Here is a 24,532-nt window from a genome sequence, read left to right as displayed (position 1 = left end):
CGAGCGCAGCTCACGTCTGCGATTCGCGACATCGAGATAATCAGGAGCAATTGTATGAACAGATCTTTGGTGACCGGATTGGTGGTTGGCGCTGCAGTGGTCACAGCGGGCGCGGCCCTTGGCGGCCTCGACATGTTCGACCGCAAACCGAAGTACGCCGACGTACTCAATGTCGAGCCGATCTCCGAGACCACCCGTACACCCCGTCAGGAGTGCAACGAGCAGGTCGTCACGCGCCAGAAGCCGGTGAAGGATGATAAGCGCATTGCCGGAAGCGTGGTCGGCGCGGTGGTTGGCGGCGTGCTGGGCAGCCAGGTGGGCAGCGGCAGCGGACGCGACGTCGCGACCGTCGCTGGTGCGGCGGCCGGCGGTTACGCCGGAAACAAGGTGCAGCAACGTGTCCAGAACAACGCCACGTATCAGACCACCGAGACCAAGTGCCAGACGGTCTACGACGAGAGTCAGAAAGTCATCGGCTACGACGTGAAGTACCGGTTGGGTGACGAGACTCACACGGTCCGCATGGACGAGAAGCCCGGTGACCGCATTCCGGTTGTCGACGGTGAGCTGGTACTGCATCAGGGTTGATGATGCAGGCGAGGTCCTTCCCGTCATGGGCCCTTCCGTCATGAGCCCTTTCCGGCCATGAACCCTTTCCGGCCATGAACCAGGGCCTCGCATTCAGACCTGGCGTCGCACCTGTCCCGTCATCGAGATAGAGTGCGACGACCAGTCCCGCCGATCATCGCCCCCATGCAAAACGATCCCAACGATAGCGACAACCCGGGGCGCTCTGCCTCACCCGATCCCGAACCTGCCCAGGCCGAAGCCCTTCGCAAGCTCCTGGATGCGAGCCGTCACGTCGTGTTCTTCACCGGCGCCGGCATCAGCACCGAATCCGGTATCCCGGATTTTCGCAGTCCCGGCGGCGTGTGGACGAAGATGCAGCCGATCTACTACCAGGAATTCATCGCCTCGGAAGCAACACGGCGCGAGGCCTGGCGTCGACGGTTTCAGAACACAGATGGTTGGGTCGGCGCCGAACCGAACGCGGGACATCGCGCCATCGCGCAACTCATCAAAGACGGCAAAGCAGCGTCGGTCATCACTCAGAACGTCGACAACCTGCACCAGGCCTCCGGCGTGCCTGACGATAAAGTCATCGAGCTGCATGGCAACTCGACGTATGCAACGTGTCTCACCTGCCATGCGCGTTACGAGTTGGTGGATATCGAGAAGGAATTCCGCAGCACCGGCACGGTTGCGCCTTGCAGCCGTTGTGGCGGCGTCATCAAGTCGGCGACGATTTCCTTCGGCCAGCAGATGCCGGCATTGCCGATGCAGCGCGCGCACGATCAGACCATGCGCTGCGACCTGTTTATCGTGCTCGGCTCATCGCTCTCGGTATTCCCGGCCGCGGACTTCCCCTTGCGCGCACGCCAGAAGGGTGCCGCGCTGGTGATCGTCAATCGCGATCCCACCCAGGTGGACGACGCCGCCGACCTCGTCATTCACGCCGGCATCGGCGCGACGATGACGCGTGTGGTGGGATAGACCAGAAGAAAATTCAGCATATCCACGGGAACACGGGGCAACTCGGGGTCAAAGAAGAACCTTGTCCCTGTGATACCCCGCGTTGCCCGTGGAGTTCTTGCTCTTTCATTCTTCATTCTGCTTGCAGGTAGTCCACTGCCACCGCAAGCAGCGCGCGCGTGGCGATGCCGATTGCAGGTTCGTCGATATAGAAAAGCTGTGAGTGATTCGTCGGAGCGTTCGCAACGTCCGTGGTCGTGGGGGTGACCCCGACGTAGAAAAAGAAGCTGGGAACCTGCTGCGCGTAGAAGGCGAAATCCTCCGCGCCGGTCTGCAATGGCGTGATCACGACCTTGTCCTTGCCTGCCGCTCGCTGCAATGACGGCAATGTGCGGGCCACCAGCTTGGGATCGTTCACCACGATCGGATACGAATGATCGCTGACGGTCAGTGTCGCCTTGCCGCCACCCGCTGTCGCGATGTTCTCGGTAGTGCGCTGCATCCGCTCGATGACGTCTTCGCGGACCTTCGTATCGAACGTACGGATCGTCCCGCGCATGCGCGCAGTTTCCGGAATGATGTTCTGGCGCACGCCGCTCTCGAACTGCCCCACGGTCACGACCGCCGGCAACTCGGTGATGTCGACCTGACGGCTCACGATCGTCTGCAGGCCGACGATGATCTGCGAGCCGATGACGATCGGATCGACCCCCGACCAGGGCCGCGAGCCATGAGCCTGCCGGCCGGTGATGTCGATCTGGAAAGTATCTGCGCCGGCCATGAAGGGTCCGGACCGATAGCCCACGACACCGCTGGGAATCGCGGCCGCGACATGCAGACCAAACACGGCCTCGGGCTTCACTTTGGCAAACAGTCCTTCCTTGATCATCATGGACGCGCCACCCTCCTCACCCTCCGGTGGCCCTTCCTCCGCTGGCTGAAAAATGAAGAGCACGGTACCCGGCAGGTCGGCTCGCACCGATGCCAGCGTCTGAGCGATGCCCATGAGGATCGCGGTATGCGCATCGTGACCGCAGGCATGCATGACGCCGACCTTCTTGCCCATGTACTCGGTCGTCACGGTGGACTTGAACGGCACATCGGTCTGCTCGACGACCGGCAGCGCGTCCATGTCGGCGCGCAGGGCGATCGTCGGTCCCGGCTTGCCGCCGCGAAGCACCGCGGTCACGCCGGTGTGCGCAATATCGGTCGTCACGTCGAGCCCAAGCTTCTTCAGGTGCGCCGCGACCAAGGCAGCGGTCCGGGTCTCGCGATTGCCCAGCTCAGGATGCTGATGGATGTCGCGGCGCCAGGCGATGACGCTGGCATCGACCCTGGCCGTAGCCGATTCCAATTGCGCCTGCGAAACCTCACCGAGTGCCGCACCCGAGACCAGCACGGCGATGACGCCGGCCACCTGACGAATCGTGGAAGACATGCGGGTTCCTTGTTCTTGTTGGTTAGGCAACCGACTATAGCGTGGCCGGCCGCTTCCGACACTCCGCAGCAGAATGTCTATCGGGGAGCGACTGCCAGATAGCGCTCGAAACCGTCGGTCATGCGGTATTCGAAGCCCTGCCCTGCAGCGACGATGAACATAGCGGCAATGCCCCGCTCCGTGGCCAATCGATAGCCTGCCTCTTCGCCCAGTACATTGAGCGCTGTGGTCCATGCATCGGCATCGACAGCGGCCGCTGTCACGACGACGACGGACGCCAGCTTGTGTTCGACCGGCCGGCCCGTGCGCGGATCGATGGTGTGCGAATAGCGATGACCGTCACGCATCACGTAGTGACGATATTCGCCCGACGTCGTCACCGCGGTGTCGTCCAGCTTCACGATCGCGTAGGGCTCGGGCTCGGCATCGACCGGTCGTTCGATGGCGATCCGCCACGATTCGTTCTGCGCATTGCGTCCATGCGCGCGCACTTCACCGCCGATGTCGATCATGAAATTCGCGAGGCCCAGCGCAGTGAACCGCGCCGCGATCAGATCGACAGCGTAACCTGAGGCAACGGCGTTCAGATCCACGGTCAACCCAGGCAGCTCCTTGCGCAGCGCCGCCGGTTCGCCGCGAACTTCCAGCCTGCGATAGCCGACCACCGCGCGGGCCTGCTCGATCTGCTGTGTACCAGGAAGCTCCCGCAATTCTCCGTCGGGCCCCATGCCCCACAAATTTACCAACGGCGCGATCGTGATATCCAGCGCGCCCTGTGAAAGCTCACTGACACGCGCCGCGGCGGCGACCGCCTTCGCGACATCGGGCGACACGTCGAACCAGTCCGTTGATCGAGAACGATTGAACCGGGAAATCTCGGAGTCTGCGCGATACCCCGACATCTGTCGGTCGATGTCGCTCAGCACCTGATCGATCGTCGCCTGCAGGAGTGCACGATCAGTCGATGACGACGCCACGACCTTGATCGAGTACGTCGTGCCCATGGTTGGGCCGGACAGCACGATGAGTTCGGGCGAGCGGGCGCAGCCGGCGAGCACGACGAGGATCAGCACCCAGGGTGCGAAGAATCGATGGATGGCATTCACGCGACGCAGGGTAGCGCATCGGTTCGCGCTACCGCGACGCCGCTGAGCGCCGGAAGCCCTCAGAGCGTCTTCAGATACTCGACCAGCAGATCCTTGTCGGCCTCCGGCAGCGTCGTGCCGAAGAGGTGGCCGCCGTTGCCGTTCGAACGGTCTGCGACGTCGTGTTGCGTGCCGACCTCCTGCGCACGCGTATCCGCAGCGGAGACGAAGCCGACGTTCGTCGGGTCATACACGTCGTAGCCGCGCCAGAACAGCGCGGGACGGTCGGCCGGCGGCTTCAGCAGATCGCGGAGTGTCGGTACCGAGCCGTTGTGAAGATAGGGCGCACGCAACCAGATCCCATCCAGAAACGGCGGGTTGTAGCCGATGAGATCCTCCTCGACGAGGCCCGGGCGATCGATGTCGAACTCCTTGACCTTGTTGTTGGCCGCCACCGCGTGCGCCTTCTTCCACGTCCACAGGCGCTCCGGATCGGTATCGACTCCACGCAGCTCCATCCGCGCGCCGGTGAGATCGCTGGCATGGCACCGCGCACACTCGCGATCGAAAACCGCCTTGCCGGAGGCCGCGCGCACCTCATCGATCGCAAACGGATACTTCGGCGGGGCCTTCGCCGATAGGTAGTCCTGCAGCCATTGCACTTCCTGCAGGAATTCGTCGTTACTCTTGGGCGCCGCGCCGAGCAGTCCCAGCGCCGAATCGATGATCACTGAATACTCGTCGTGACTGTCGCCCGCCCAGTTGAGGGTCGTGCCTTCGCGATCGTATTTTTTCAGGTTCCAGATCGACGGCATGTCCGTCGGCCCGATCGAATCGTCCATCGGCGACCCCACCAGGAAATACTTGGTGAGATTCATGGCATCGTCGCGGCCGCGCCCCCACTCGGGAAAGTCGTGACGATAGATCCACTGGAACTGCGACTCGCGCTCCAGCAGCCGCTTCCTGGTGATCGGAATCAGCACGAAGCGATAGATGGCGCTGTCGATCCACGACAGGTCGGTCACCAGGTCGATCTCGTGCATCAGGTTGTCGCTGTTGAAACGCGGATCCTTCGCGCAATCGACCAGGAAGCGGAACATCGCTTCGAGATTGAAGGCGTGGCCCGGACCTGCGGTAACGAACGTCGGATTCGCGTCGTCGCTGCGTCGATAACTCGCCGTATGGCAGATCGCGCAGTTGTTGCCGACGCGCTCGAAGCCGATCGTCTTCTTGACGAAGCCGATCGGCAGCTCCTGACCCTGCTCCCAGGCGAAGCCGAACGAAGCGAAACCGTTCGGACCAGGGATTTTTTCCGGAAACATGCGCGGCATCACATAGAAGATCCAGTAAGGAATCCCGGCGTCGCGCTCGCCGCCGATGGAGCCGTACTTGAAACGCATCTCCGGATCACCCGTGATCCATTGCGGCTGGGGTTCTTCGCGAAAGAACTGGTACCACGTGAACAGCGCACCGGCGCCGATGACGACAGCCAGGATGGCGACGGTGCGGATTAGTTTTCTATGCTTCATGTGTGCAGTTTCGCGTTGTGATCCTGTTCTCGTGGGTTCGACTTCAGTCGAACGTAAGCGAAGCACGGCCGTCGGCCGGGCCCGGCTGAAGCCGGACGCATTTCCTTCTCAGAACGTTTTCAGATACTCCACGAGCGCATCCTTCTGCTCCGGCGCCAGCAACGTGCCGTAGCGCGCGCCTTCATGGCCGGCGTTGGAGTTTCCTGGCAGATTCGTGTCGTAGAGGAACAGCTTGCGGCCGTCGCGCTGCGACTGGTCATGGACGAAGCCCATGCGCTTGCCGTCGTAGACGTCGTCGCCGCGATAGAACTCCTGCGGCCTCGCGTCGGCAGGTTCGAGCAGATCCCGTAATGTCGGCACCGAGCCGTTGTGCAGGTAAGGAGCGCGCAGCCAGATGCCATCGAGCGGTGCGTTGGCGTAGCCGTAGGTCTTGCGATAGTGACAGTAGCGATGCGGATAGCCCGCGTAGATCGTGCCGAGCTGCACGGCGAGGTCGTAGCTGAAGGAGTCGAGTCGCTGCCGGTCCGTACCGATGTCGTCGACCGGCGTGATGCGACCGACGTGCGCAGCGTACAGCGCTGCATCGTTTGGATTGCTCTTGAGGCAATCGCGCGAGGTCTCACCTTCTGGCGGTGCGAACTCGCGACCGTTCGCGCCATGACAGCCGGCGCAGTACTCCGCGTAGATCGGTTGTCCCCGCTGCGCCAGCGCCGCATCGATGGGTTGCTGGAACTTCGGCGGTTCGGCCGTCAGCAACCATTGCTCGATGCGGCCGATGGCGTGCAGATCGATCGTGGGTGGCGTCGTTCCGGTACCGAAGGCGGCGTTCTTGTTGCGCTCCTCGGACATGATGTTGTTACCGTCCCAGTGCAACTGCATGCCCTGGCGCTGCTTCTGCAACCAGATCGATGGAAAGTCGACCGCCGCATTGCGCTCGCGCGCCGGCAACCGATCCAGGGGAAAATTGAACAGCACCTTGTTGGGATTGAACGTGTCCGTGCGTCCCGGCCCCCAGGGAGTGTCTTCGAGCAGCGGACCGAAGCGTCCGGCCAGCATCGTGAGCCGCTCACGCATCAGCCAGACCGCGACTGGATAGACAATGTAACGGTCGAGGATGCCCAGATGCTGGCCCCGTTCCTCCATCAGTCGCGCGATTTCCGGCACGACGACATCCTTGCGAAACGCCGGGTCCGCTGCGCATGCGAACAGGAATCTCTGAAACCCGAACAGATCGAAGGTGTTCGCCGGCATGCCCAGCACGATCCGCGGTTTGTCATCCGGAGTATCGCGCACGGTGCTGACGTGGCACACCGCGCAGTTGATGAACGTCCGATCCATGCCGAGGTTGCGCCGCATCGACATGCCGATTGGCAGATCATGCCCGTCCTCGTAAATGAAGCCGAGCGACGCATAACCACCTGGCAGATGCTGCGAACAGACGCGCGGCATGACCTCGAATACCCAGTAGGGCAAGCCGGACTCGCGCTCGCCACCGGTCGACCCGTACTTGAAGTGCTCGCCGACATCGCTGTACTCCACCGGCCGATCGGCCATGAAGCGCAGAATCACCAGCAACGCAGTGACAGCGACGAACACCAGCAACAGCGTCAGGAGCAGGAAGACGACGCGCGCCCAGCGTCGCTGCAGCAACTGCGTCATTGCCGACGGCGGCTGCACGGGTGCTGATTCACGAATCCGTTCGGCCATGACCGGTCTCCCTCGCTGTAGCCGGCGGCAGGCAGGGTCGCAGCGCCTCATAGCCATGACGCAGCAGTTCATCCAGCGCGACATTACGTCCGTACTCACGACGCAGCACCGCACTCACGGCGACCTGCAACTCGACGAGCGCTCGTGCGTCAGCCGGGTGTGGCTTGAACGCACGTGCCGTCGCCGTCGGCAGTTCCGGCGGCATGGGTGACTTCGCACGCCGCTGCGACGGCACATCGCGCATCGCGAGCCGCGCGAAGATCCGCGGCGCGCAACTGGCAATCGCCGCGTTCACGCGTTGTGGACTCCCGCTGAGAAAATTGGGCGGCGTGCTCTCGGCCGTGTGGTGACAGGCGCCGCACTGCGACTCGAACTGCAATGCCAGCTCACCCGACTGGGCCGCGGCGGGCGCGTACGAGTCGACCTGGGCAACGGGACTGACATTCCTGGCGGCGGCGAATTCGTGTCCGTCGAGTTTCGCGATCAGTGTGTCGATCAGCGATGAGGCCAGCGGTCCCTGCGCCGTATCCACGTTTGTGACGAGATCCACCAGCGCGGCAAAGTCCTGCCTGACTTCGATCGACGCCTCGCCATTCATGTCAGTCGCCGCCATCATCCATTCGAGTGAAATCCGCTCCAACGCATTGCCGCTCGGCAAGCGTGCCCGGCGTCCCGCACTTCGTACCCGCCATGTTGCAGTTCCTGCGCGCCGGCTTACTCCCGCGATTGGCAGATGACGCACGGGGTCGCCGTCGCCAATCGCGACTTCATCGAGCGTACCGCTGCCGCGATTCAGCGAACCACGAATGCGGCCATCCGGAGCCTTGCAATCGAACTGTTCGAGTCCGGCCGGACCGGAGATATGACAGGGCAACCTGATGCGATGGATCGACGCACTGCGCCGCTCCAGGACGTCCGCCAATGCATCACGGCTGCGTGCAGGCCAGAAATCAGCGACGCCCCGCACCAGCCGATCGCCCAGGGACGAGACATCGATGACCTCTGGGGGCCGCGGCACGAGCGGGTCGAAGCGCGTATCGATGTTTGCTGCTGACAGCGCGGTCACGCCCGGATGCAGGTCGAGCGGATCACGATTTGGAATGTCGGCGCGGGGCAATGCCAGTCCACCGGGCCAGCGGGTATGCGAGTTCTCTGCGATCGTCTGCGACACCCTGCCGGCAACGGACTCGCCGGACCGCTCGTAGCTGCGCTGACCGGTCAGGGCGAACTGCAGCGATGCGAGCAGCGCCGCACGACGACATGCATTCCCTGGCGCGCCGTCACCGCAGCCGTCCATCCACAATCGCTGCGTCAGGGCGAGGCGACCGGCCCGGTCGGTGGCGTCGTCGATCGATTGCGCGATGTCCGTGTTGCCCTGCGCCGCGACGCCGAAGAACGCAGGCTGCGTTTGCGCCAGCCGCTCGGCCACTGCGGGATTGGCATTGGTCTCCAGCCAGACCGGTTGCGAGAATATCGCTGCCTGATTCTGGTGACAGGACAGGCACACCGTGCGACGCGCGTAGATCACTTCGGCGGTCCGGTCCGCTGCATAGTTGCGGACGATCTGAAACTCGAATCGGCCCAGCGTCTCGTTGTAGCTGATGACTTCGATGACGCCCGTCTTCTGCTGGAAGCCAACGAACAGGCGATCGCGCAGCAACTGGCCATGGCCTTCACCGACGACGGCCGCGACGACGCGCGGGTACTTGAAGAAGTCTGGTGAAGCCGCGACTCGTTGCAGCGAGCGTCCCAGCGGGATCAGCACGGCGCGCGTGCATGGCTGATCGACGCTGCAGCCGGCCGCGGCTTCGATGCGCGCGATCAGGCGGTCGAAGGGAAATGGGATCTGTTGACGTCCGTCGGCGGCGATGGTGATGCGATCGAACAACGACGCGCCGGCCTGCGGCATGTCCGCGCCCGGCACGGCAGGATCGACGACCCAGTGCGGTGAAACAGATTCAGCCGCCGCGCTCACGAACAAAGGCGCGAGCGTCAGCACGAGTGCCGCCTGCCATTGACGAGGATTGCGCGTCGGGCGTTCCTGCGGTGACTGTGGCGGCGCATACGATGCAGGCATGCAGGTGCGGCAGCAATGCCATCAGTGGGACGTGGCGGCCAATAGCGTGCGGTCCTGGGTGCCAGGCCAGCAATCCTCCGTGATTTGCCCCGTTTTCACGAACCCGTCGCCCTCCGCCTTCGCGATCGCGTCGTTGTAGAGCACGAAGTTGAGCAGGAACGCCTTGCCCACATACGCGCGCCCCAGATAGAAGCCCGGCCGCACCATGCGGATCTCGTCGCGAATCTGGAATCCATTGCGACCGGCGAGGTAGTCGGGCCGTTCGCGGTAGCCCGGCAGTTCGTCCGTGAATGCGTAGTCGATGATGATGGACTCGCGTCGTGAGTCGAGCAGACTCTGTCCGCAATACAGGCGCGCCGGGAACATCAGCCATTGCTCGCCATTGCCGAACTTCGTCTTGGGGATCTGCGACAGATCACCGTCGATGATGGGCTGCAGCGCCCCGATATCTTCGATGCGATTGCGCAGCAACCGCTCATCACGATAGAAAACCTTGCCGCGCCAGAGATGCCGGCCGAGCGTTTCCAGCTGCTGCGACTTGAGCTCCACCGCGAGGCCCGGCAAGCCACCGACGATCTCGGCGATACGCCGATCACCCTTCGCGTTCTTCGGAAAGAACAGTCTGCCGTCGAATGCGCCATCCGGAATCGGGCCCGCAGTGAGCCGCGCATAGATCTGGTCGACCTGCTCCTGGGAATAGTTCGCGAGGTTCTTCGGCGTCAGTTTCTGCAAATCCGCAGGAGCGAGCGGGTAGTCGTGCTCGACGCGCGCGAAGTCGGGCTTGCTCAGATAGGGATCGCCGGCCTCGGCGAACCTGAGTTGGGGTGCGCGATTGAGCTTGGCGTTGATCCAGTCGCAGCCGGCGAGCGGCAGCAGCAATACGATTGCTGCGAGGGCCCACGAACGTGTACCGCACTTCATGCCATTTGCTCCGTGTCTCATTCTGGCCAGCGGCCAGCAGTCCAGTTGGCCAGCTGCCAACCTTTTCAGATCGTCGCCAGAAACGCTGTCAGCGCCTTCTTGTCCGTCGCCGACAACCCTTCACCGAACCGGTGTCCCTGATTCTCGACTGTCGCGGTGCACGAGCTGTAGACCTCGAGCAGGAAGGGCCGCTTGCGAATCTCATCCACCATGGCCGCGGGATCCTTGACGATCTCGGTGCGCACCTCGTTGAGCGCAGTGAAGACCTGTGCGCCCTGCTGCTCACCGAACTGCTGATTGAGGCTGGCACGCAGATCGTCGGGGTGCAGCGCCGACGCCACCAGGTCGCCTGCAAACCGTTTGTGCTGGAAATTGCCCAGCGCACCGGCGGTCGCGCCTGCGGGAATGGTTACGGAGAAGCCCACGACCCGGTGCTCCTCCGTCCCATCCCACAGGCGCGGTCCGAATGAGATCGGCACGTCATCGCTGAACCGCGTGATCTTCGGCACGCGCTGCTGCGGGTTGAGCAGATCCTGCATCGATGCCTTGTAGAGTTCGAAGCGACCTTTCACGCTCGGATCGAACTTCCAGCACGCTGGAGCGGCGGCGCGGTCCAGCGGCTTGCCATCGGCGGTGGCATAGGGCGACCGGTAGAACTCGTTCGCGGCATTGACAGGATTACCACACAGCTCGGGGCCGAGGGCGTTGTTGTGCAGGAACGGCGCATGCGCCCACAGGCTCAGCAGCGAGATGTTGCGGTAGTAGCCGCGACCGCCGTCATGCGGTTCGTGCAACGCCGCATCCGGTGGCCGATTGCGCAGCGTTTCAGAACCGTACTCCTGCCACACATGGTCCTTCATGTGATTCGAGTGCAGGGCACGACAGCGGAATGTATCTACGCCACTGACTGGTGTCGCCTTGTCGTTGCCCATCCAGTCGGCGCGCAGGTTCGTCTTCGGATCGATGGCCAGAAAATCGCGATTGGCGAAGGCACCGCCATTGGCCTCATCGATGCTCGAATGGCAGCGTGCGCAGTTCTCCGCGAAGACCTCGCGACCGCGGTTCACTGCACCGGCGCCGAACTCGCGGTCGAGTTCGGCGATGAACGACGCGACGCCACCGCTCGCGTTCGGGCTTCTCTTCTTCAACTCGTTGTCACGCGCCACCTGCAGATCGGTCGCGTGCGTCTCGGCCGACGTCAGGAAGCTCATGATGTTCGGCAGGCGATCCTCGATGGCGCGGAAGTTGGGACAGTCGCGACGACACTGGCCGATGTCGAATGGCGTCTGACCGAAGTTGCGCTGGTGCGGATCGATCTGGCGCAGGTCGGTGAGGTGATTGACCCAGCACTGTTCCGCGCACGAGCCGATGTTGAAGTACACGCGCTGGATCGCTTCCAGCGCACCGATCGAATCCTCGCCGCCCTTCAGGATGTGGTGAACCGTCTCGGTTCGCGTGCTGCGTTGCCAGCACTTGCCATCGCGACCCGGTTCGCACCAGCACGCATCCGTGCTGTCCTTGCCCTTCTCACCCGTGGGACAGGCATTGACCTTGCGCCACTTGTTCACGACCTCGTTCTGAAACGTCGGCCGCTGATGAATGTTGATGAGGGCGTTGATGGTCCCAGGGTTGTTGATCTGATCCGTGGGTACGGCCGAGGTATCCGACGTGCCGGGCCGCGCGTGCGAGAACACCTGGAACTCGAGCGACGAGGCCGTCATGCCGGAGCTGAGGATTTCCGAAATGCGCGTGTACTGGTTACCGACCGCACCCTTGATGTTGGTCCATTGCGGATGCGCCGGATCGTCCGGTGGATTCAGCGGATCGAAGGCAATGTGACAGGAGCCGCAGGAGATGCCGATGAGGAACGGCGGTTCGACCGACCCATCGGCGAGGTGGCTGACATTCGAATCGCTGTTGGCCTTGTCCGTCGACAGCTTGTGCCCGAAACCCTCCCAGCTCGCCAGCGTGCCATTCACTGCGAGCCAGCGTTCGCGGTCGAAGCGCGGATTGGGAAATTTGCGGATCCCCAGCGCGCCGGTCGACGTACCGAAAGCCAGGTCACACGGTGACTGACGCTGATCCTTCGCACCGGAATGCACATCATCCGCGTCCGGGGCAGCATCCTTGAAATCGCACGCCGGGTCGCGATAGTCGCTGCGACCGACGGATCGCAGCAGTTGCTCGTCGCCGGGACACCAGTCGAACCCGTAAGTCTCTTCGGGGGATTTCGCCGGGCAATCCGCGCTGCCGGGAACGCAGCAGCCGGGATCGTTGATGATGCCCCAGGCCGCGAATCGGTCATCGCGTTCGTCGCTGCGCAGGACCCGATACCAGTCGATCAGTACACCGATGCGCTGCTGAAACGTATAGGTGTGGAAGCGCGCGTTGCCGGCGGTTGCCTTGTACCAGATCTCCCGCCCTGCCCGTTCCGGGTCGCTGAGGCTCGACTCGCCGATATAAAAGCCCGGATTGTCCAGGACAGGGGCGGCGGTCACAGGCGGGGGCCCATCCGTCTCCTGCATAGTCCCGGTCTGGGCATCGGCCTCGGCAAAGAATCGGTCACCAGCGGAATGATTCAGCATCGTGGCCAGCAGGAAGCTGGCCGAGATCAGGATGCCGCCAATGACTACGCCCTTCTCCATTGTCGCCACTCCCCCTTCCGAAGATCCTGCGGCTGCCCCACGACTCGCGCGTATCGGCCAGTTGCCCGCAGAGTAGTGATACCGGAAACCGCTGTGATCTGGTCTAAGGGGCATGCAATGCCCATGCAGTCATCTCGCAGGCGGACCTGCGTCCCGCAATTCCGCGCATGTTTTGACGCACTGCGCACAGGCGCTTTACTGTCAGCGCATGCCCACCACTCAAGCTTCCTTCGAGCTCAAGATGCTGGCCGGCTTCGTCGCCGGGGCCGCGATTCTGTTGCTCACGTTGAACGGTGCATGGATTTCGGCAGGAAGGTATGCCGACACATCGCGACAGGTGCGACACGCCATGGAAATCGTGTCGTCCATCGACCAGCTGCGCGGCGCATTTGGCGAGCTCATGGAAGGTCACTACGGATGGCTGGGAACAGCCGACCCGAAGTACCTCGCCGGGCGCGACGTCGCCGCCCAGACACTCGATGCACTCGGCACGACTCTGCTGGAGCGCATTCCCGCGGATGCCGGCGCGCGCTACGGAAGCGCCCTCTCGACCATCGAAGCAATCCGTTCGCAGGTCGCTGCCGTCCAGACAGCCGAACCACGAGCAACGAGCTGGCTCGATCTGCAGCAGGGCGCCGAGCGGATACGCTCCCTGATCGTCGCCCTCCGTGAACGCGAACAGTCGTTGTACGAACACAAGATCGCCACGGCACGCGCCTACGGCTTCTGGTTACGCGCCACGCTGATCGTGACTGCATCGGCCATGCTGGTGGTACTCGGCGGCCTGCTCTGGCGCATCCGTCGCGACATACGCATGCGGCGCGCAGTGGAGAACAATCTGGAAGCCGCCAACCAGTTGCTCGAATCGCTGATCGAGAACATTCCCGCGATGGTCTTCGCCAAGGACGCGCGGGACCTGAAGTTCGTGCGGATCAACCGCACGGGTGAGGCGCTGCTCGGCGTCCAACGCAAGGATCTCCTTGGCAAGACCGATCGGGACCTGTTCCCGCCCGACCAGGCGGAACATTTCATCGCCAAGGATCGCGAGACGCTGGCACAGGGCAAAGTCATCGACATTCCAGGGGAGGAAATCGACTCTGTGCATCTCGGGCGTCGCACGCTGCATACGTTCAAGGTGCCGATCCACGCCGACAATGGACGCCCCGATCTGCTGCTCGGCATCTCGCTCGACATCACGGAACAGAAGGCTGCCGAACGCCGGGTCGTCGCACTGAACGAAGAGCTCACGCGCCAGGCGCAGCTGCTGCAATCCAGCAACGAGGAGCTGGAAAGCTTCTGCTATTCGGTGTCGCACGACCTGCGCGCACCGTTGCGCGCCATCAACGGTTACGCGCGAATGCTGGAGCAACAATACGGACCGCGCTTCGACGCCGAGGGCACCCGCTTCCTGCAGACGATCTGCACGGCATGCGCACGCATGGCACGACTGATCGACGACCTGCTCGAGTTCGCGCGGCTCGGACGCCAGGCCCTGCAGCTCGAACCGATCGACATGACGTCCGTGGTCCGCAAGGTCATCGACGACACGGTCGAAGGGCGCGAAACGCCGCATCCTGTGATCACCACCGCTGCGCTACCTCGGGTCCACGGCGACCGCAATCTCCTGCACCTGGTGTGGATGAACCTGATCGACAATGCAGTGAAGTACACGACGGGCGTGGACTCGCCGCAAATCAGCATCGCTGCCGAAGTTACCGGGGACGCAGTGGTTTATTCGGTGACCGACAACGGCATCGGCTTCGACATGCGTTACGCGGACAAACTGTTCGGCGTGTTCCAGCGCATGCATTCCGATGCGAGATATCCGGGCACGGGCGTCGGGCTGGCCATCGTGCATCGCATCGTCGCCCGGCACGGCGGCAGGATCTGGGCGCACAGTGAACCCGGACGCGGCGCCACGTTCAGCTTCGCGATGCCGACGGACGCGCGCGCAGTCGACACCGGTCTGCCGTGAGCCAGAAGGCTGACCTTCCTATCTCATGTCGATGTCGACGCGACGCGCTTCCTCGTCGGTGCCAGAACCGGTAACGGAGCGCGGTGGGTCCATCACGATGCGGTCTGCGCTGACGCCTTCGCTGACCAGCGCCTGGCGCACGGCCTGCGCACGATTCTTGCCAAGCTCCAGATTCCGATTCCGGTCGCCGCTCTGATCGGTGTAGCCGGTGATACCCACAGCTCGCTCCGAGTCACGCGCGGAACTGGCTACCTCGGCAATGCGCTGGCGATCTTCCTGGTCGATTCGTGTATCGCCCGTCTCGAAATAGACCTTGGCGGAATCGGCGGCGGCAACCCGCAGGCGTCCGGAATCGGCAGGCACTTCGGCTACTTGCACCGCGCCCCCCGGCATCTCCTGGTACTCCGATGTCCGATTCACGAAGAACAGCGCCCCGAACACCGCGATGCCAGCCGCAATGGCCCAGGGCAGCCATGCCTTGTCGCGCGTCTCCCGGACAGGCGAGGCGACGGGCGGCACAGCAGCCCCCCTGGCGGGCAACGAGCGCAGCAATGCACCGAGACTGTCAAAGCCGAGCGCACCAGCGATGCGATCATCCAGACCGCTGCGTTCCAGCGAACTCTTCTGACGCGTGAGCAACGACGCCAGCGCCACTGCATCGAGATCGTTGCCGGCGACGAGCTTCTTCAGCATGCCGAGCAGCACCGGTGCACCAAGCGACAACAGGGTCATTGCAGAACTCGGCCGCATGCCACTGACTTCGGCGATCGCACTGCTGACCGCTGACGTCTGCGAACCGAACAGCATGCTGCTCAGGGAGTGGCCGCTGCCCAGCAGCGAACTCAACACGCCGCGATTCGCGAGCATACCTGCCAGCTTGCTGGCGATGCCGGGATCGACGGAGTCGCCGGTCACGAGTCGGAATACCTCGCTTACGCCGGCGGGTGATGCTGCACGTTGCACGAGTCCAGCCAGCAACGTTGGCGCCACGGCCCGGACGGCCGTGCGTGTGGTGTCCTCGGATTCGCCAAGATAGGCAGCGGCCTGACGAATCAGCGGACCGCCCAGGACGGAATGGAACATATCGAGAAGATCGGGATTCATGGCGTCCCCCTTGCGTCGATCGGCTCGCACGAGGCCCGGCGGAGAACCGGACAGGGGATTGTTCGATCAGCCCGGTTGTGGCGTCAACCGCGGAAAATTCCGATAACCCTGGCGAGCGGCGTACCGCCTCGGGGAGAACACCCCGCCGGCTGGGTGCGGCGCACATCTGCCGCCGGTCGGGACTACCAGAAGACCTCGTTGACGACCTGCAGCACGATGCCAGTGGCGATCGCCGCCAGCACGACGTCGTTGTCGACCCGCACCCAGTGATAGCCGTAGGGCGGCGGGCGCAGGCGATAGGCCGGATAGTCGTACACCACATAGCGCGGCGCGTAGTACGCCACGGGAAGGCGCGCGCCCGGATGCCAGCGATGTGAGTGATAGCCGTGAGGACGGTAGTAGGTGCCCGCATGGAAACGGTGGTCGTGACGTACTACCCGCGGATAGTCGCGTCTGGTGTCGTGTCGGGAGTACCGCGGTGCTTCACGATACACGGGGTGATGGTCGTCGTAATGACGGCGGTCGTGACGTCGGCCATCGTTACCATCACGACGACGATCGTTGTCGCGCCAACCGTCGTGACGCGCGTCGCGGCGATCCCACTGGCGCTGATCGCGCCGGGTGTCGGCGGAGCGCCGCTCACGATCGTGATCGCGCCGATTGGCCTGGCGTTGATCGTGACGTGGCTGGTGCCGTTGCTCCTGGCGAGAGCTGCCGTCGTGGCGACGCGCGTCGCGCTCGCCTGCGTTCGCCGTCATCGCGAATGCGATGAACATCGACATTGCAGCGGTCACCGTCAGCTTTCGCATCATCGAATTCTCCTCACAGCATCCGGCTGCGGGAGCACTATTACCCGCGAAGACTGATCGTTCGCTGAACAGCAGGCACGTCGCCGACCCGCGACATCAGGGATGCGCCGATGCAAGGAATTGCCGCAGCAGCGACTCGATGCGCAGCGACGCTGCCGCCGCGCGACCCGGCTCCCACGCGCCACGCGGCGACTCGTGCATGTAGGTGCGTTGCGCCAGTTCGAGCTGCACGGCCCAGACACGATCATCCGGACGGCCGTACGCCTGCGTTATGTAGCCGCCCTTGAAACGGCCGTTGAGTACGGCAGAGTAGCGACCCTCTTCCTCGAGCGAATGCAGCAGCGCCTGCGCCGCACTTTGCGGACACGAGGCATTGTCGCGAGTGCCCAGATTGAACTGCGGCAGTTCCCCCTCGAACAGCTCCGGCACCCTGCTGACGATGGAATGCGCATCCCACAACAATGCGTAGCCATGCTCGGAACGCATGCGCCACAGTTCTTCGGCGATGCACTGATGGTACGGCTGCCAGTAGCACTCCACGCGCGCGGCGATCTCCGCCTCGTCGGGCTCGGCGCCGCGAACGTAGATATCGTGTCTCGCGAATGTCTGCAGCGCGCACACCGGCGATGTCATCTGCGAGGCGTAGAGCGCCGCGGAATCGGCGGAGCGATTCAGATCGACCACGTACCTCGAATATGTCGCTGCCAGCACCGACGCCCCCAGCGCGCCAGCGAACTCATACAGCTTGTCGAGGTACCAGTCCGTGTCCGGCAGATCGCAACCTGTCTCCGTGAGACGGTTCGCGATCTCATCAGGGACCGCCGTGCCGGCGTGCGGGATGCTGATCAGCAATGGCCGCGCGCCGCGATGGAAGGTGTAGGGAAGCATGGGGTTGCGCTCAGATCCGGTTGCTCATGCGCGAGCCTGCTGCAGCTCTCTGAACAGAGGTTTTCGGTCGGATCATCGACCGACCATCGGCAGATTCAAGCCGTTGTCACGGGCGCAGGCGATGGCGTCGGCATAACCTGCGTCGGCGTGCCTGGCGACGCCCGTCGCGGGATCGTTCCAGAGCACCCGCTCGATCCGCCGCGCCGCGGCATCGCTACCGTCGCAGACGATCACCACGCCCGCGTGCTGCGAATAGCCCATACCGACGCCGCCGCCGTGGTGCAGGGACACCCAGGTTGCGCCGCTGGCCGTATTGAGCAGCGCATTGAGCAGCGGCCAGTCCGACACCGCGTCCGACCCATCCTGCATGCTTTCCGTCTCGCGATTCGGACTGGCGACCGACCCGGAGTCGAGATGATCGCGACCGATGACCACGGGGGCCCGCAACTCACCCGACGCCACCATTTCATTGAACGCCAGACCCAGTCGGTGCCGTTGGCCGAGACCGACCCAGCAGATGCGCGCAGGCAGACCCTGGAACTGGATGCGCTGGCGCGCGAGGTCGAGCCAGCGGTGCAGGTGCGGGTCGTCGGGGATCAGCTCCTTCACTTTCGCATCGGTGCGATAGATGTCCTCGGGATCGCCGGACAGCGCTACCCAACGAAACGGTCCTACTCCACGGCAGAACAGCGGGCGGATGTACGCGGGCACGAATCCTGGAAAGTCGAATGCGTTGGTCACGCCGGCATCGAGCGCGACCTGGCGGATGTTATTGCCGTAGTCGAACACCGGGATGCCCAGCTTGTGATAGCCCAGCATCGCTTTCACATGCTCGGCGGCCGAGGCGCGGGCCGCCGCGCTCACGGCGTTCGGATTGCGTGAGCGCATGTCGATCCACTGCTCGACGCTCCAGCCGAGCGGCAGGTAGCCATTCACCAGATCGTGCGCCGAAGTCTGGTCGGTCACTGCATGCGGCCGTACGCCACGGCGCAGAAGATCCGGAACGATTTCCGCGGCGTTGCCGAGCACGCCCACGGAAACCGGCTCTCCCGTCAGTTCGGTATTCGCAAGAATCTGCAGCGCCACCTCGACACTCGGCGCCTGCACGTCCAGATAACGCGTATCGAGACGTTTCTGGATGCGGCTCTGCTGGCACTCGATGCACAGCATGCCCGCACCCGCCATGGTCGCTGCCAGCGGCTGTGCGCCACCCATGCCGCCGAGACCCGCCGTGAGAATCCACTTGCCGCGCAGATTGCCGCCGAAATGACGACGCCCCATCTCGACGAATGTCTCGTGCGTGCCCTGCACGATGCCCTGGCTGCCGATGTAGATCCACGAACCCGCCGTCATCTGCCCGAACATCATCAGGCCACGACGATCGAGTTCGTTGAAGTGTTCCCACGTCGCCCACTTCGGCACCAGATTCGAATTGGCCAGCAGCACGCGCGGCGCATCTGCGTGCGTGCGAAACACGCCGACGGGTTTCCCGGACTGGATCAGCAGCGTCTCGTCGTCCTTGAGCGCGCGCAGCGACTCGACGATGCGATCGAAGCATTCCCAGTTACGGGCGGCCCGCCCGATGCCGCCATAGACGACGAGTTCGTCGGGATTCTCGGCCACCTCGGGATCGAGGTTGTTCATCAGCATGCGCAGCGGCGCTTCGGTCAGCCAGCTTCCTGCAGACCTGACCGTCCCGCGCGGCGCCTTCACCGGCCGCGCACCCGCGAACCGATCCGATGCAGACTGAGTCCGTGCATTCATGCGCCACTCCTCGACGATCAGACGTCAGTCGATGTTCCTGCCGACGGCGTTGTATGGCAAGCCCGGAAAAGCATCGAGTAACCGCAAAGAACGCAAAGAACACATAGACGGAGCGAAGATCAAAATAGCGGCAAAGAGACGTGACCCGAATCCCCGGGCGCAGAGAACGCAGGGAAGAGAGAAGGTGGATTAGCCCCAAAGAGGCGGCTGCGCAAATGACGCAAAGAATCCAAGAATCGTTCAATCCTACTTTGCAATTTCCGTCCCGTGAGAGCCCTTCCGTCACGTCTGTTGCGGCAATTTTCTTTCTTTGCGCTCTATGCGTTCTTTGCGGTTACTCCTCACTCTTGTAAAGCCCGCATCGCACGACGGTATCCAGCGGCAATGGGAATCTCGGCGAAATGTTGGCCGTCCTGTACGACCCAGCGGCCGCCGGCCATGACATCACGCACCGGGTTCGGTTGACCCGAGAAGATGAACGTGTCGAGGATCGAGTCGTTGCTGCGTCCGAGCAGCGCCGGGGATTCGAGATCGAGCACGACCACATCCGCACGCAGACCCACGCGTAGCGCACCGACACGACGACCGCTCGCTTGCGCGCCGCCTGTACATGCCAGACGCCAGAGATGGGCGCCGGTGGAACCTTCACCCGCCAGCACGTTGCGTTCGCGTCGCAGAAGGCGCGACTGGTACTCCAGCCAACGCAGCTCTTCCGGCGGCGAAATGGATATATGACTGTCAGAGCCGATGGCCATGACGCCGTTGGCAGCGATGAACGCTGGAAGATCGAAGATGCCATCGCCGAGATTGGCTTCGGTCGTCGGACACAACGCCACACTGGCGCCGCTGCGTGCAATGCCTGCCAGCTCAGTGTTCGTCGCATGGGTCGCATGCACCAGACACCAGTGCTGATCCACCGTGGCATGATCCAGCAGCCATTCGATCGGACGCTGGCCGTAGTGACGCAGGCATTCCGCGACTTCCCGTTCCTGTTCGGCAATGTGGATGTGAATCGGACCAGCGCTGCGTGCGTGCAATGACTCGAGGACTTCCCGCAGCTGCGGCTGTGGCACTGCGCGCAGGCTGTGTAACGCAGCGCCGACGCCGATCTGCTGCTGTCGCTGCGTTCTCGCACGGAGGTCATCGCACAGATCCATGAACTGCGGCACATCTGAAACGAACTGGCGTTGTCGCGCGGTCGGTGGCTGCGATCCGAAGTCGGACGTGCAGTACAGCGTGGGCAACAGTGTCAGGCCGATACCTGCAGCCACCGCGGCATCGACGACAGCGTGCGCCATGACGCCGTGTTCGCGGTACGGCGAGCCGTCGGGTTGATGATGCAGGTAGTGGAATTCGCAGACCGCTGTATACCCGGCCTTCAGCATCTCCACGTACAACTGCGCAGCAACGGCGTTGAGGAGTTCTGGCGTCGTGCGTCGCGCCAGCTCATACATGGTTTCGCGCCACGTCCAGAAGCTGTCGTGCTCGCCTGAGCGCCGCTCGGCCAGCCCCGCCATCGCACGTTGAAATGCGTGGCTGTGTACATTCGGCATCCCTGGAATTGCTGCGCCCGCCACGGCGATCGCGTCCGTTGTCGACTCGCCGGTCTGCACCGACGCGATGTTGCCGTCGTCGTCGATACCTATGACGACATTTTCGCGCCAGCCTTCGGGAAGCCACGCGGTGTCGAAGCGAAAGTGCCTTCGTAGCGACATGCGGAAAGTATATGCTCGGCGTCATGACCGCGCCCGCTGAGCGACAGACTTGGGATCGTTTGTGGATCGGCGCCGATCTGGCGACGATGGACGGCACGAACGACAGCATCGGCCCCATCGCCGACGGCGCACTTGCAGTTCGCGACGGCCGGATCGCCTGGCTGGGAACGCGCGATGAACTGCAACAGCTGCAGTGGTCCGCAACCAAGGTGACTCAGGCCGATGGACTATGGATCACTCCCGGCCTGATCGAGTGCCACACGCATCTCATCTATGCCGGCGATCGCGCACATGAATTCGAAACGCGATTACGCGGTGCTACGTATGAGGAGATTGCGCGGGCCGGCGGCGGCATCCTGTCGACCATGCGCACCACACGTGCAGCAAGCGCCGACCAGCTTCTCGCCTGCTCCCTGGCACGCGCGGCGGCCTTCGTTCGCGAGGGCGTGACGACGCTCGAAATCAAATCCGGCTACGGGCTCGACGTCGACAGCGAGCTGAAAATGCTGCGCGTCGGGCGTCTGCTGGGCGAACGCCTCGGCATTCCGGTCGTCAATACCTTCCTCGGCGCTCATGCGCTGCCTCCCGAATATTCCGGACGGCAGGAAGACTACGTGCGTCTTGTCATTGAAGAGATGCTGCCCGCGGTGGCCGAGAGCGGGCTCGCTGATGCCGTCGATGCGTATCACGAGCGCATTGCCTTCACGCGCGAGCAGATCGAGCGCATCTTCCAGCGCGCCGGGCAGTTGCCGTTACCGCTACGCCTGCACGCCGACCAGCTCAGCGATTGCGGCGGCGGCATGCTGGCCGCCGCACACGGCGCAATGTCTGCGGATCATCTGGAGTACAGCTCGATGGAGTCCATCGAACGCATGGCCGCGGCAGGTGTCGTCGCGGGCCTGCTGCCGGGAGCGTTCTATTTTCTGCGACAGAAGCAACTGCCGCCGATCGAACGCATGCGCTCGCTGGGTATGGCCATGGCCGTGTCGAGCGACTGCAATCCGGGAACATCGCCGATGGCGTCGCTGCTCATTGCCATGAACATGGCATGCGTGGTGTTTCGAATGACGCCGACGGAAGTGCTGCAAGGGGTCACCCGGCACGCGGCACGCGCGCTGGGGCTTGCACACGATCGCGGCATATTGCGCGTCGGCATGCGCGCGGACCTCGCGATCTGGCGGTTGCGGCATCCGCAGCAACTGTGTGCGGAGATTGGCGGGCATCGGCCGGTCGAAGTCCTCGTCGCAGGTGAAGGCGTCCGGCCGAGCTGAGCCTGGCGTCAGAATGTCACGGTGAAGCCAAGGCTCACCATGTCCACGTCTGCTTCGCCCCAGAGGTTCTTGTCACCCATGTCCAGCACGCGCAGATACTCCAGCCGCATGGCGTAGATCTCGGCGACCGTGAAGCTGGCGCCAACGCCCAGCAGGAAGTCCGTATCCGAATCGGTATTCGAGCCGATGCTGAAACTTCCAAATTCGTCCTCGATGGATCCGGAGATCTTGTTCGAGGACAACAGCAGGCCACCGCGCAGATAGAGCTCGGAACGATAGCTCAACGGCAGGATGCCAAGCGCGGACAGCATGATGCCCGCCTCTTTCACAGTCAGCTTCTGGCCGAGCATGACCCCGTCGATCTGATCGCCGTTCAGGTCGAAGTTGGAACCCGTGCTCTGGTCGCGATAGACGTATTTGCCCAGATCGACGTACCCGCCTTCGAGCGCCAGATTCCTCAGCCAGCGATAGCCGCCAACAAAGCCGTATCCGGAGGACTTGTTGTCCAGCGTCGATACGGAGGTCTCAGGCGTAAAACCGCCCGAGCCGTACACGCGCAGCGCAAGGTCGTCGAAACCCGCCTTGGCGAGGCTGGCATCCGTCTGGCCATAGAATCCGCCGATGTAGAAGCCGCGCTCTGCAGCCGACGCGGGCAGACACGCAAACAGCGTCGCCAGGAGGCCGAGGCCGGTCGCACCGATCGATCCGATCTTCATGTCAGTCCCCCTTACTTTGTGTGCGCCGACGGGCACCCACCCGTCCGCAATATAGCAAGCAGCCGCTTCAGTCTCGCACCCTCATTCTGAACGCCGACAGCACGAGAATCACGGTCATCAACGCGACCGCGCTCAGGGCGAGGGACAGATGGATCCCTATCACGCCACCGATCACCCCGACCGTGACCCCACTGACGGCCCGCATGCCGAGCGAGGCCATGGAGTAGACGCCGATGACCTTGCCGCGGATGTCTGCAGGCGCTTTCAGCTGTACCAGCGTCTGTGCCATGGAATTGAAGGACAGTTCGACGAAACCGGCAATGAACAACAGGATCATCGCCACCGGATAGGTGCGTGACAGCGCAAACCCGGTCAGCGCACAGCACCACACGATGGCCAGCAGGAAGGCGGTGCGGACCCGGGCCTGCAGCAGGCCGCGACTCTCCAGCAGCAGCCCCGCAAACAACGCGCCGGCCGCATCGGCCCCCAGCAGCAGACTGTAAGAAAAGTCCGCATCCATATGACCCAGCGCCTCGGCGAATCCGGGCATCTGCGCCTGGTACGCGGTCCCGACCAGCATGGACGCGCCGCCCGCCAGTAGCGTCATCGACAACAGTGTGCGATCGGCAGCCACCCGTCGCATCGCATCGACGATGTCGGTCCAGCCGCGAATGGCGCGCGGCGGCAGCTGTTCCTTGCGGAATTTCGGCCCATACGGCGCCTTCCATAACCAGAGGATGGTCGGCAGGTAGATCAGCGCATTGAAGAGGATGCCGTACGAGGGGCCCATGAGCAGCAGGATGCCGCCACCGACCGCAGGGCCTGCAAGCAGCCCGAGATAACGCGAGGTCGCATTGAGCCGGACAGCGCTCTGCAGATGCTCGCGCGGCACGATGTCGTGCAGCAGCACCTGCGACGTCGGGCTCCACAACACACCGGCGATACCGTGGAAGACCAGCAATACCGCGGCGTGCCACATCTGCAGCGTATCGGTGATGAACAGCACTCCCCACGCGATCGAGACGAGCATGAACAGCACCATCCCGATCTGAATCAACCGTCGCGGATCGAAGCGGTCGGCGAGTGCACCGACGAATACGGAAAGCCCGAGGAACGGCACCCAATGCGAAATAACGGCGAAGCCCGCCAGGTAGGGCGAGTGAAACTTCTGGAAGATCACCCAGTAGCTGATGACGTGCTCGATGCTGTCCGCCATCATCGCGCCGGCCATGCTGAAGAAGTAGGCGCGATAGCCTGGATGGTGCAGGGCTGCGAACGCTCGCGGTGCAGCCGGAACGGATGTCTGTGCGGATGACAAGATGGAAATGCCTGACCGAGTCGGCCGGCAGTGAATC

18 protein-coding genes are annotated in these 24,532 nt (G+C 63.4%); 4 read left to right on the top strand and 14 right to left on the bottom strand.

Annotated features, from left to right (window positions below):
- Positions 1 to 54 precede the first annotated feature (54 nt).
- Together VIZ63_RS10430 and VIZ63_RS10425 are read left to right on the top strand one after the other, a co-directional pair.
- On the top strand, positions 55 to 588 hold the full coding sequence (locus tag VIZ63_RS10430) for a glycine zipper 2TM domain-containing protein (protein WP_331609528.1): 534 nt from the start codon (positions 55 to 57) through the stop codon (positions 586 to 588).
- 165 nt (positions 589 to 753) lie between these two features.
- Entirely contained in the window at positions 754 to 1,554 is an 801-nt protein-coding gene (locus VIZ63_RS10425) for a Sir2 family NAD-dependent protein deacetylase (RefSeq protein ID WP_331609527.1), read from the top strand.
- 112 nt (positions 1,555 to 1,666) lie between these two features.
- On the opposite strand, the gene VIZ63_RS10420 is transcribed toward VIZ63_RS10425, so the two are convergent.
- From VIZ63_RS10420 to VIZ63_RS10390, 7 genes are all read right to left on the bottom strand, one after another.
- Positions 1,667 to 2,971, bottom strand: a complete 1,305-nt coding sequence (locus VIZ63_RS10420; RefSeq protein WP_331609526.1) for an amidohydrolase — start codon at positions 2,969 to 2,971, stop codon at positions 1,667 to 1,669.
- Positions 2,972 to 3,048: 77 nt separating this feature from the next.
- Positions 3,049 to 4,077, bottom strand: coding sequence for an FAD:protein FMN transferase (locus tag VIZ63_RS10415; RefSeq protein WP_331609525.1), 1,029 nt, complete (start codon positions 4,075 to 4,077; stop codon positions 3,049 to 3,051).
- Between the two features lie 59 nt (positions 4,078 to 4,136).
- On the bottom strand, positions 4,137 to 5,585 hold the full coding sequence (locus VIZ63_RS10410; RefSeq protein WP_331609524.1) for a hypothetical protein: 1,449 nt from the start codon (positions 5,583 to 5,585) through the stop codon (positions 4,137 to 4,139).
- A 108-nt stretch (positions 5,586 to 5,693) separates the two neighbouring features.
- Positions 5,694 to 7,292: a c-type cytochrome gene (locus VIZ63_RS10405; RefSeq protein WP_331609523.1), complete on the bottom strand. Its 1,599-nt coding sequence runs from the start codon at positions 7,290 to 7,292 to the stop codon at positions 5,694 to 5,696.
- A complete protein-coding gene (locus VIZ63_RS10400) occupies positions 7,273 to 9,369 on the bottom strand; it encodes a hypothetical protein (protein ID WP_331609522.1) in 2,097 nt (698 codons plus the stop codon). The genes VIZ63_RS10405 and VIZ63_RS10400 overlap by 20 nt, the downstream gene beginning before the upstream one ends.
- 21 nt (positions 9,370 to 9,390) lie before the next feature.
- On the bottom strand, positions 9,391 to 10,290 hold the full coding sequence (locus VIZ63_RS10395) for a hypothetical protein (protein ID WP_331609521.1): 900 nt from the start codon (positions 10,288 to 10,290) through the stop codon (positions 9,391 to 9,393).
- Positions 10,291 to 10,355: 65 nt separating this feature from the next.
- On the bottom strand, positions 10,356 to 12,935 hold the full coding sequence (locus VIZ63_RS10390; RefSeq protein ID WP_331609520.1) for a hypothetical protein: 2,580 nt from the start codon (positions 12,933 to 12,935) through the stop codon (positions 10,356 to 10,358).
- 208 nt (positions 12,936 to 13,143) lie between these two features.
- On the opposite strand from VIZ63_RS10390, the gene VIZ63_RS10385 reads away from it, so the two are divergent.
- Positions 13,144 to 14,910 (top strand): sensor histidine kinase, encoded by a 1,767-nt coding sequence (locus VIZ63_RS10385; RefSeq protein WP_331609519.1) that lies wholly within the window; start codon positions 13,144 to 13,146, stop codon positions 14,908 to 14,910.
- An 18-nt stretch (positions 14,911 to 14,928) separates the two neighbouring features.
- Here VIZ63_RS10385 and VIZ63_RS10380 read toward each other — a convergent pair whose 3' ends face one another.
- The 5 genes from VIZ63_RS10380 to VIZ63_RS10360 all read right to left on the bottom strand — a co-directional run bounded on the left by VIZ63_RS10380 (position 14,929) and on the right by VIZ63_RS10360 (position 21,190).
- Positions 14,929 to 16,014, bottom strand: a complete 1,086-nt coding sequence (locus VIZ63_RS10380; RefSeq protein WP_331609518.1) for an OmpA family protein — start codon at positions 16,012 to 16,014, stop codon at positions 14,929 to 14,931.
- Positions 16,015 to 16,196: 182 nt separating this feature from the next.
- On the bottom strand, positions 16,197 to 16,826 hold the full coding sequence (locus VIZ63_RS10375) for an RcnB family protein (protein ID WP_331609517.1): 630 nt from the start codon (positions 16,824 to 16,826) through the stop codon (positions 16,197 to 16,199).
- 93 nt (positions 16,827 to 16,919) lie between these two features.
- Positions 16,920 to 17,711, bottom strand: coding sequence for an N-formylglutamate deformylase (gene hutG, locus VIZ63_RS10370; RefSeq protein WP_331609516.1), 792 nt, complete (start codon positions 17,709 to 17,711; stop codon positions 16,920 to 16,922).
- Positions 17,712 to 17,783: 72 nt separating this feature from the next.
- On the bottom strand, positions 17,784 to 19,475 hold the full coding sequence (gene hutU / locus VIZ63_RS10365; protein WP_331609515.1) for a urocanate hydratase: 1,692 nt from the start codon (positions 19,473 to 19,475) through the stop codon (positions 17,784 to 17,786).
- A gap of 341 nt (positions 19,476 to 19,816) precedes the next feature.
- A complete protein-coding gene (locus VIZ63_RS10360; protein ID WP_331609514.1) occupies positions 19,817 to 21,190 on the bottom strand; it encodes a formimidoylglutamate deiminase in 1,374 nt (457 codons plus the stop codon).
- Positions 21,191 to 21,213: 23 nt separating this feature from the next.
- On the opposite strand from VIZ63_RS10360, the gene hutI reads away from it, so the two are divergent.
- Positions 21,214 to 22,461 carry an imidazolonepropionase gene (gene hutI, locus VIZ63_RS10355; protein ID WP_331609513.1) on the top strand — a complete coding sequence of 416 codons (1,248 nt, stop codon included), beginning with the start codon at positions 21,214 to 21,216 and terminating at the stop codon, positions 22,459 to 22,461.
- A gap of 8 nt (positions 22,462 to 22,469) precedes the next feature.
- On the opposite strand, the gene VIZ63_RS10350 is transcribed toward hutI, so the two are convergent.
- Positions 22,470 to 23,177: an outer membrane beta-barrel protein gene (locus VIZ63_RS10350; protein WP_331609512.1), complete on the bottom strand. Its 708-nt coding sequence runs from the start codon at positions 23,175 to 23,177 to the stop codon at positions 22,470 to 22,472.
- Between the two features lie 67 nt (positions 23,178 to 23,244).
- The gene (locus VIZ63_RS10345; protein ID WP_331609511.1) at positions 23,245 to 24,495 is read right to left on the bottom strand and encodes an MFS transporter; all 1,251 of its coding nucleotides are present in this window, start codon (positions 24,493 to 24,495) and stop codon (positions 23,245 to 23,247) included.
- Between the last annotated feature and the right edge of the window lie 37 nt (positions 24,496 to 24,532).

The sequence above is a fragment of the Povalibacter sp. genome (genome assembly GCF_036520495.1).
In the GTDB taxonomy this organism is placed as follows: domain Bacteria; phylum Pseudomonadota; class Gammaproteobacteria; order Steroidobacterales; family Steroidobacteraceae; genus Steroidobacter.
The sequence above is the reverse complement of the archived record's forward strand: the minus strand, read 5'-3'. Positions and strand labels throughout refer to the sequence as shown.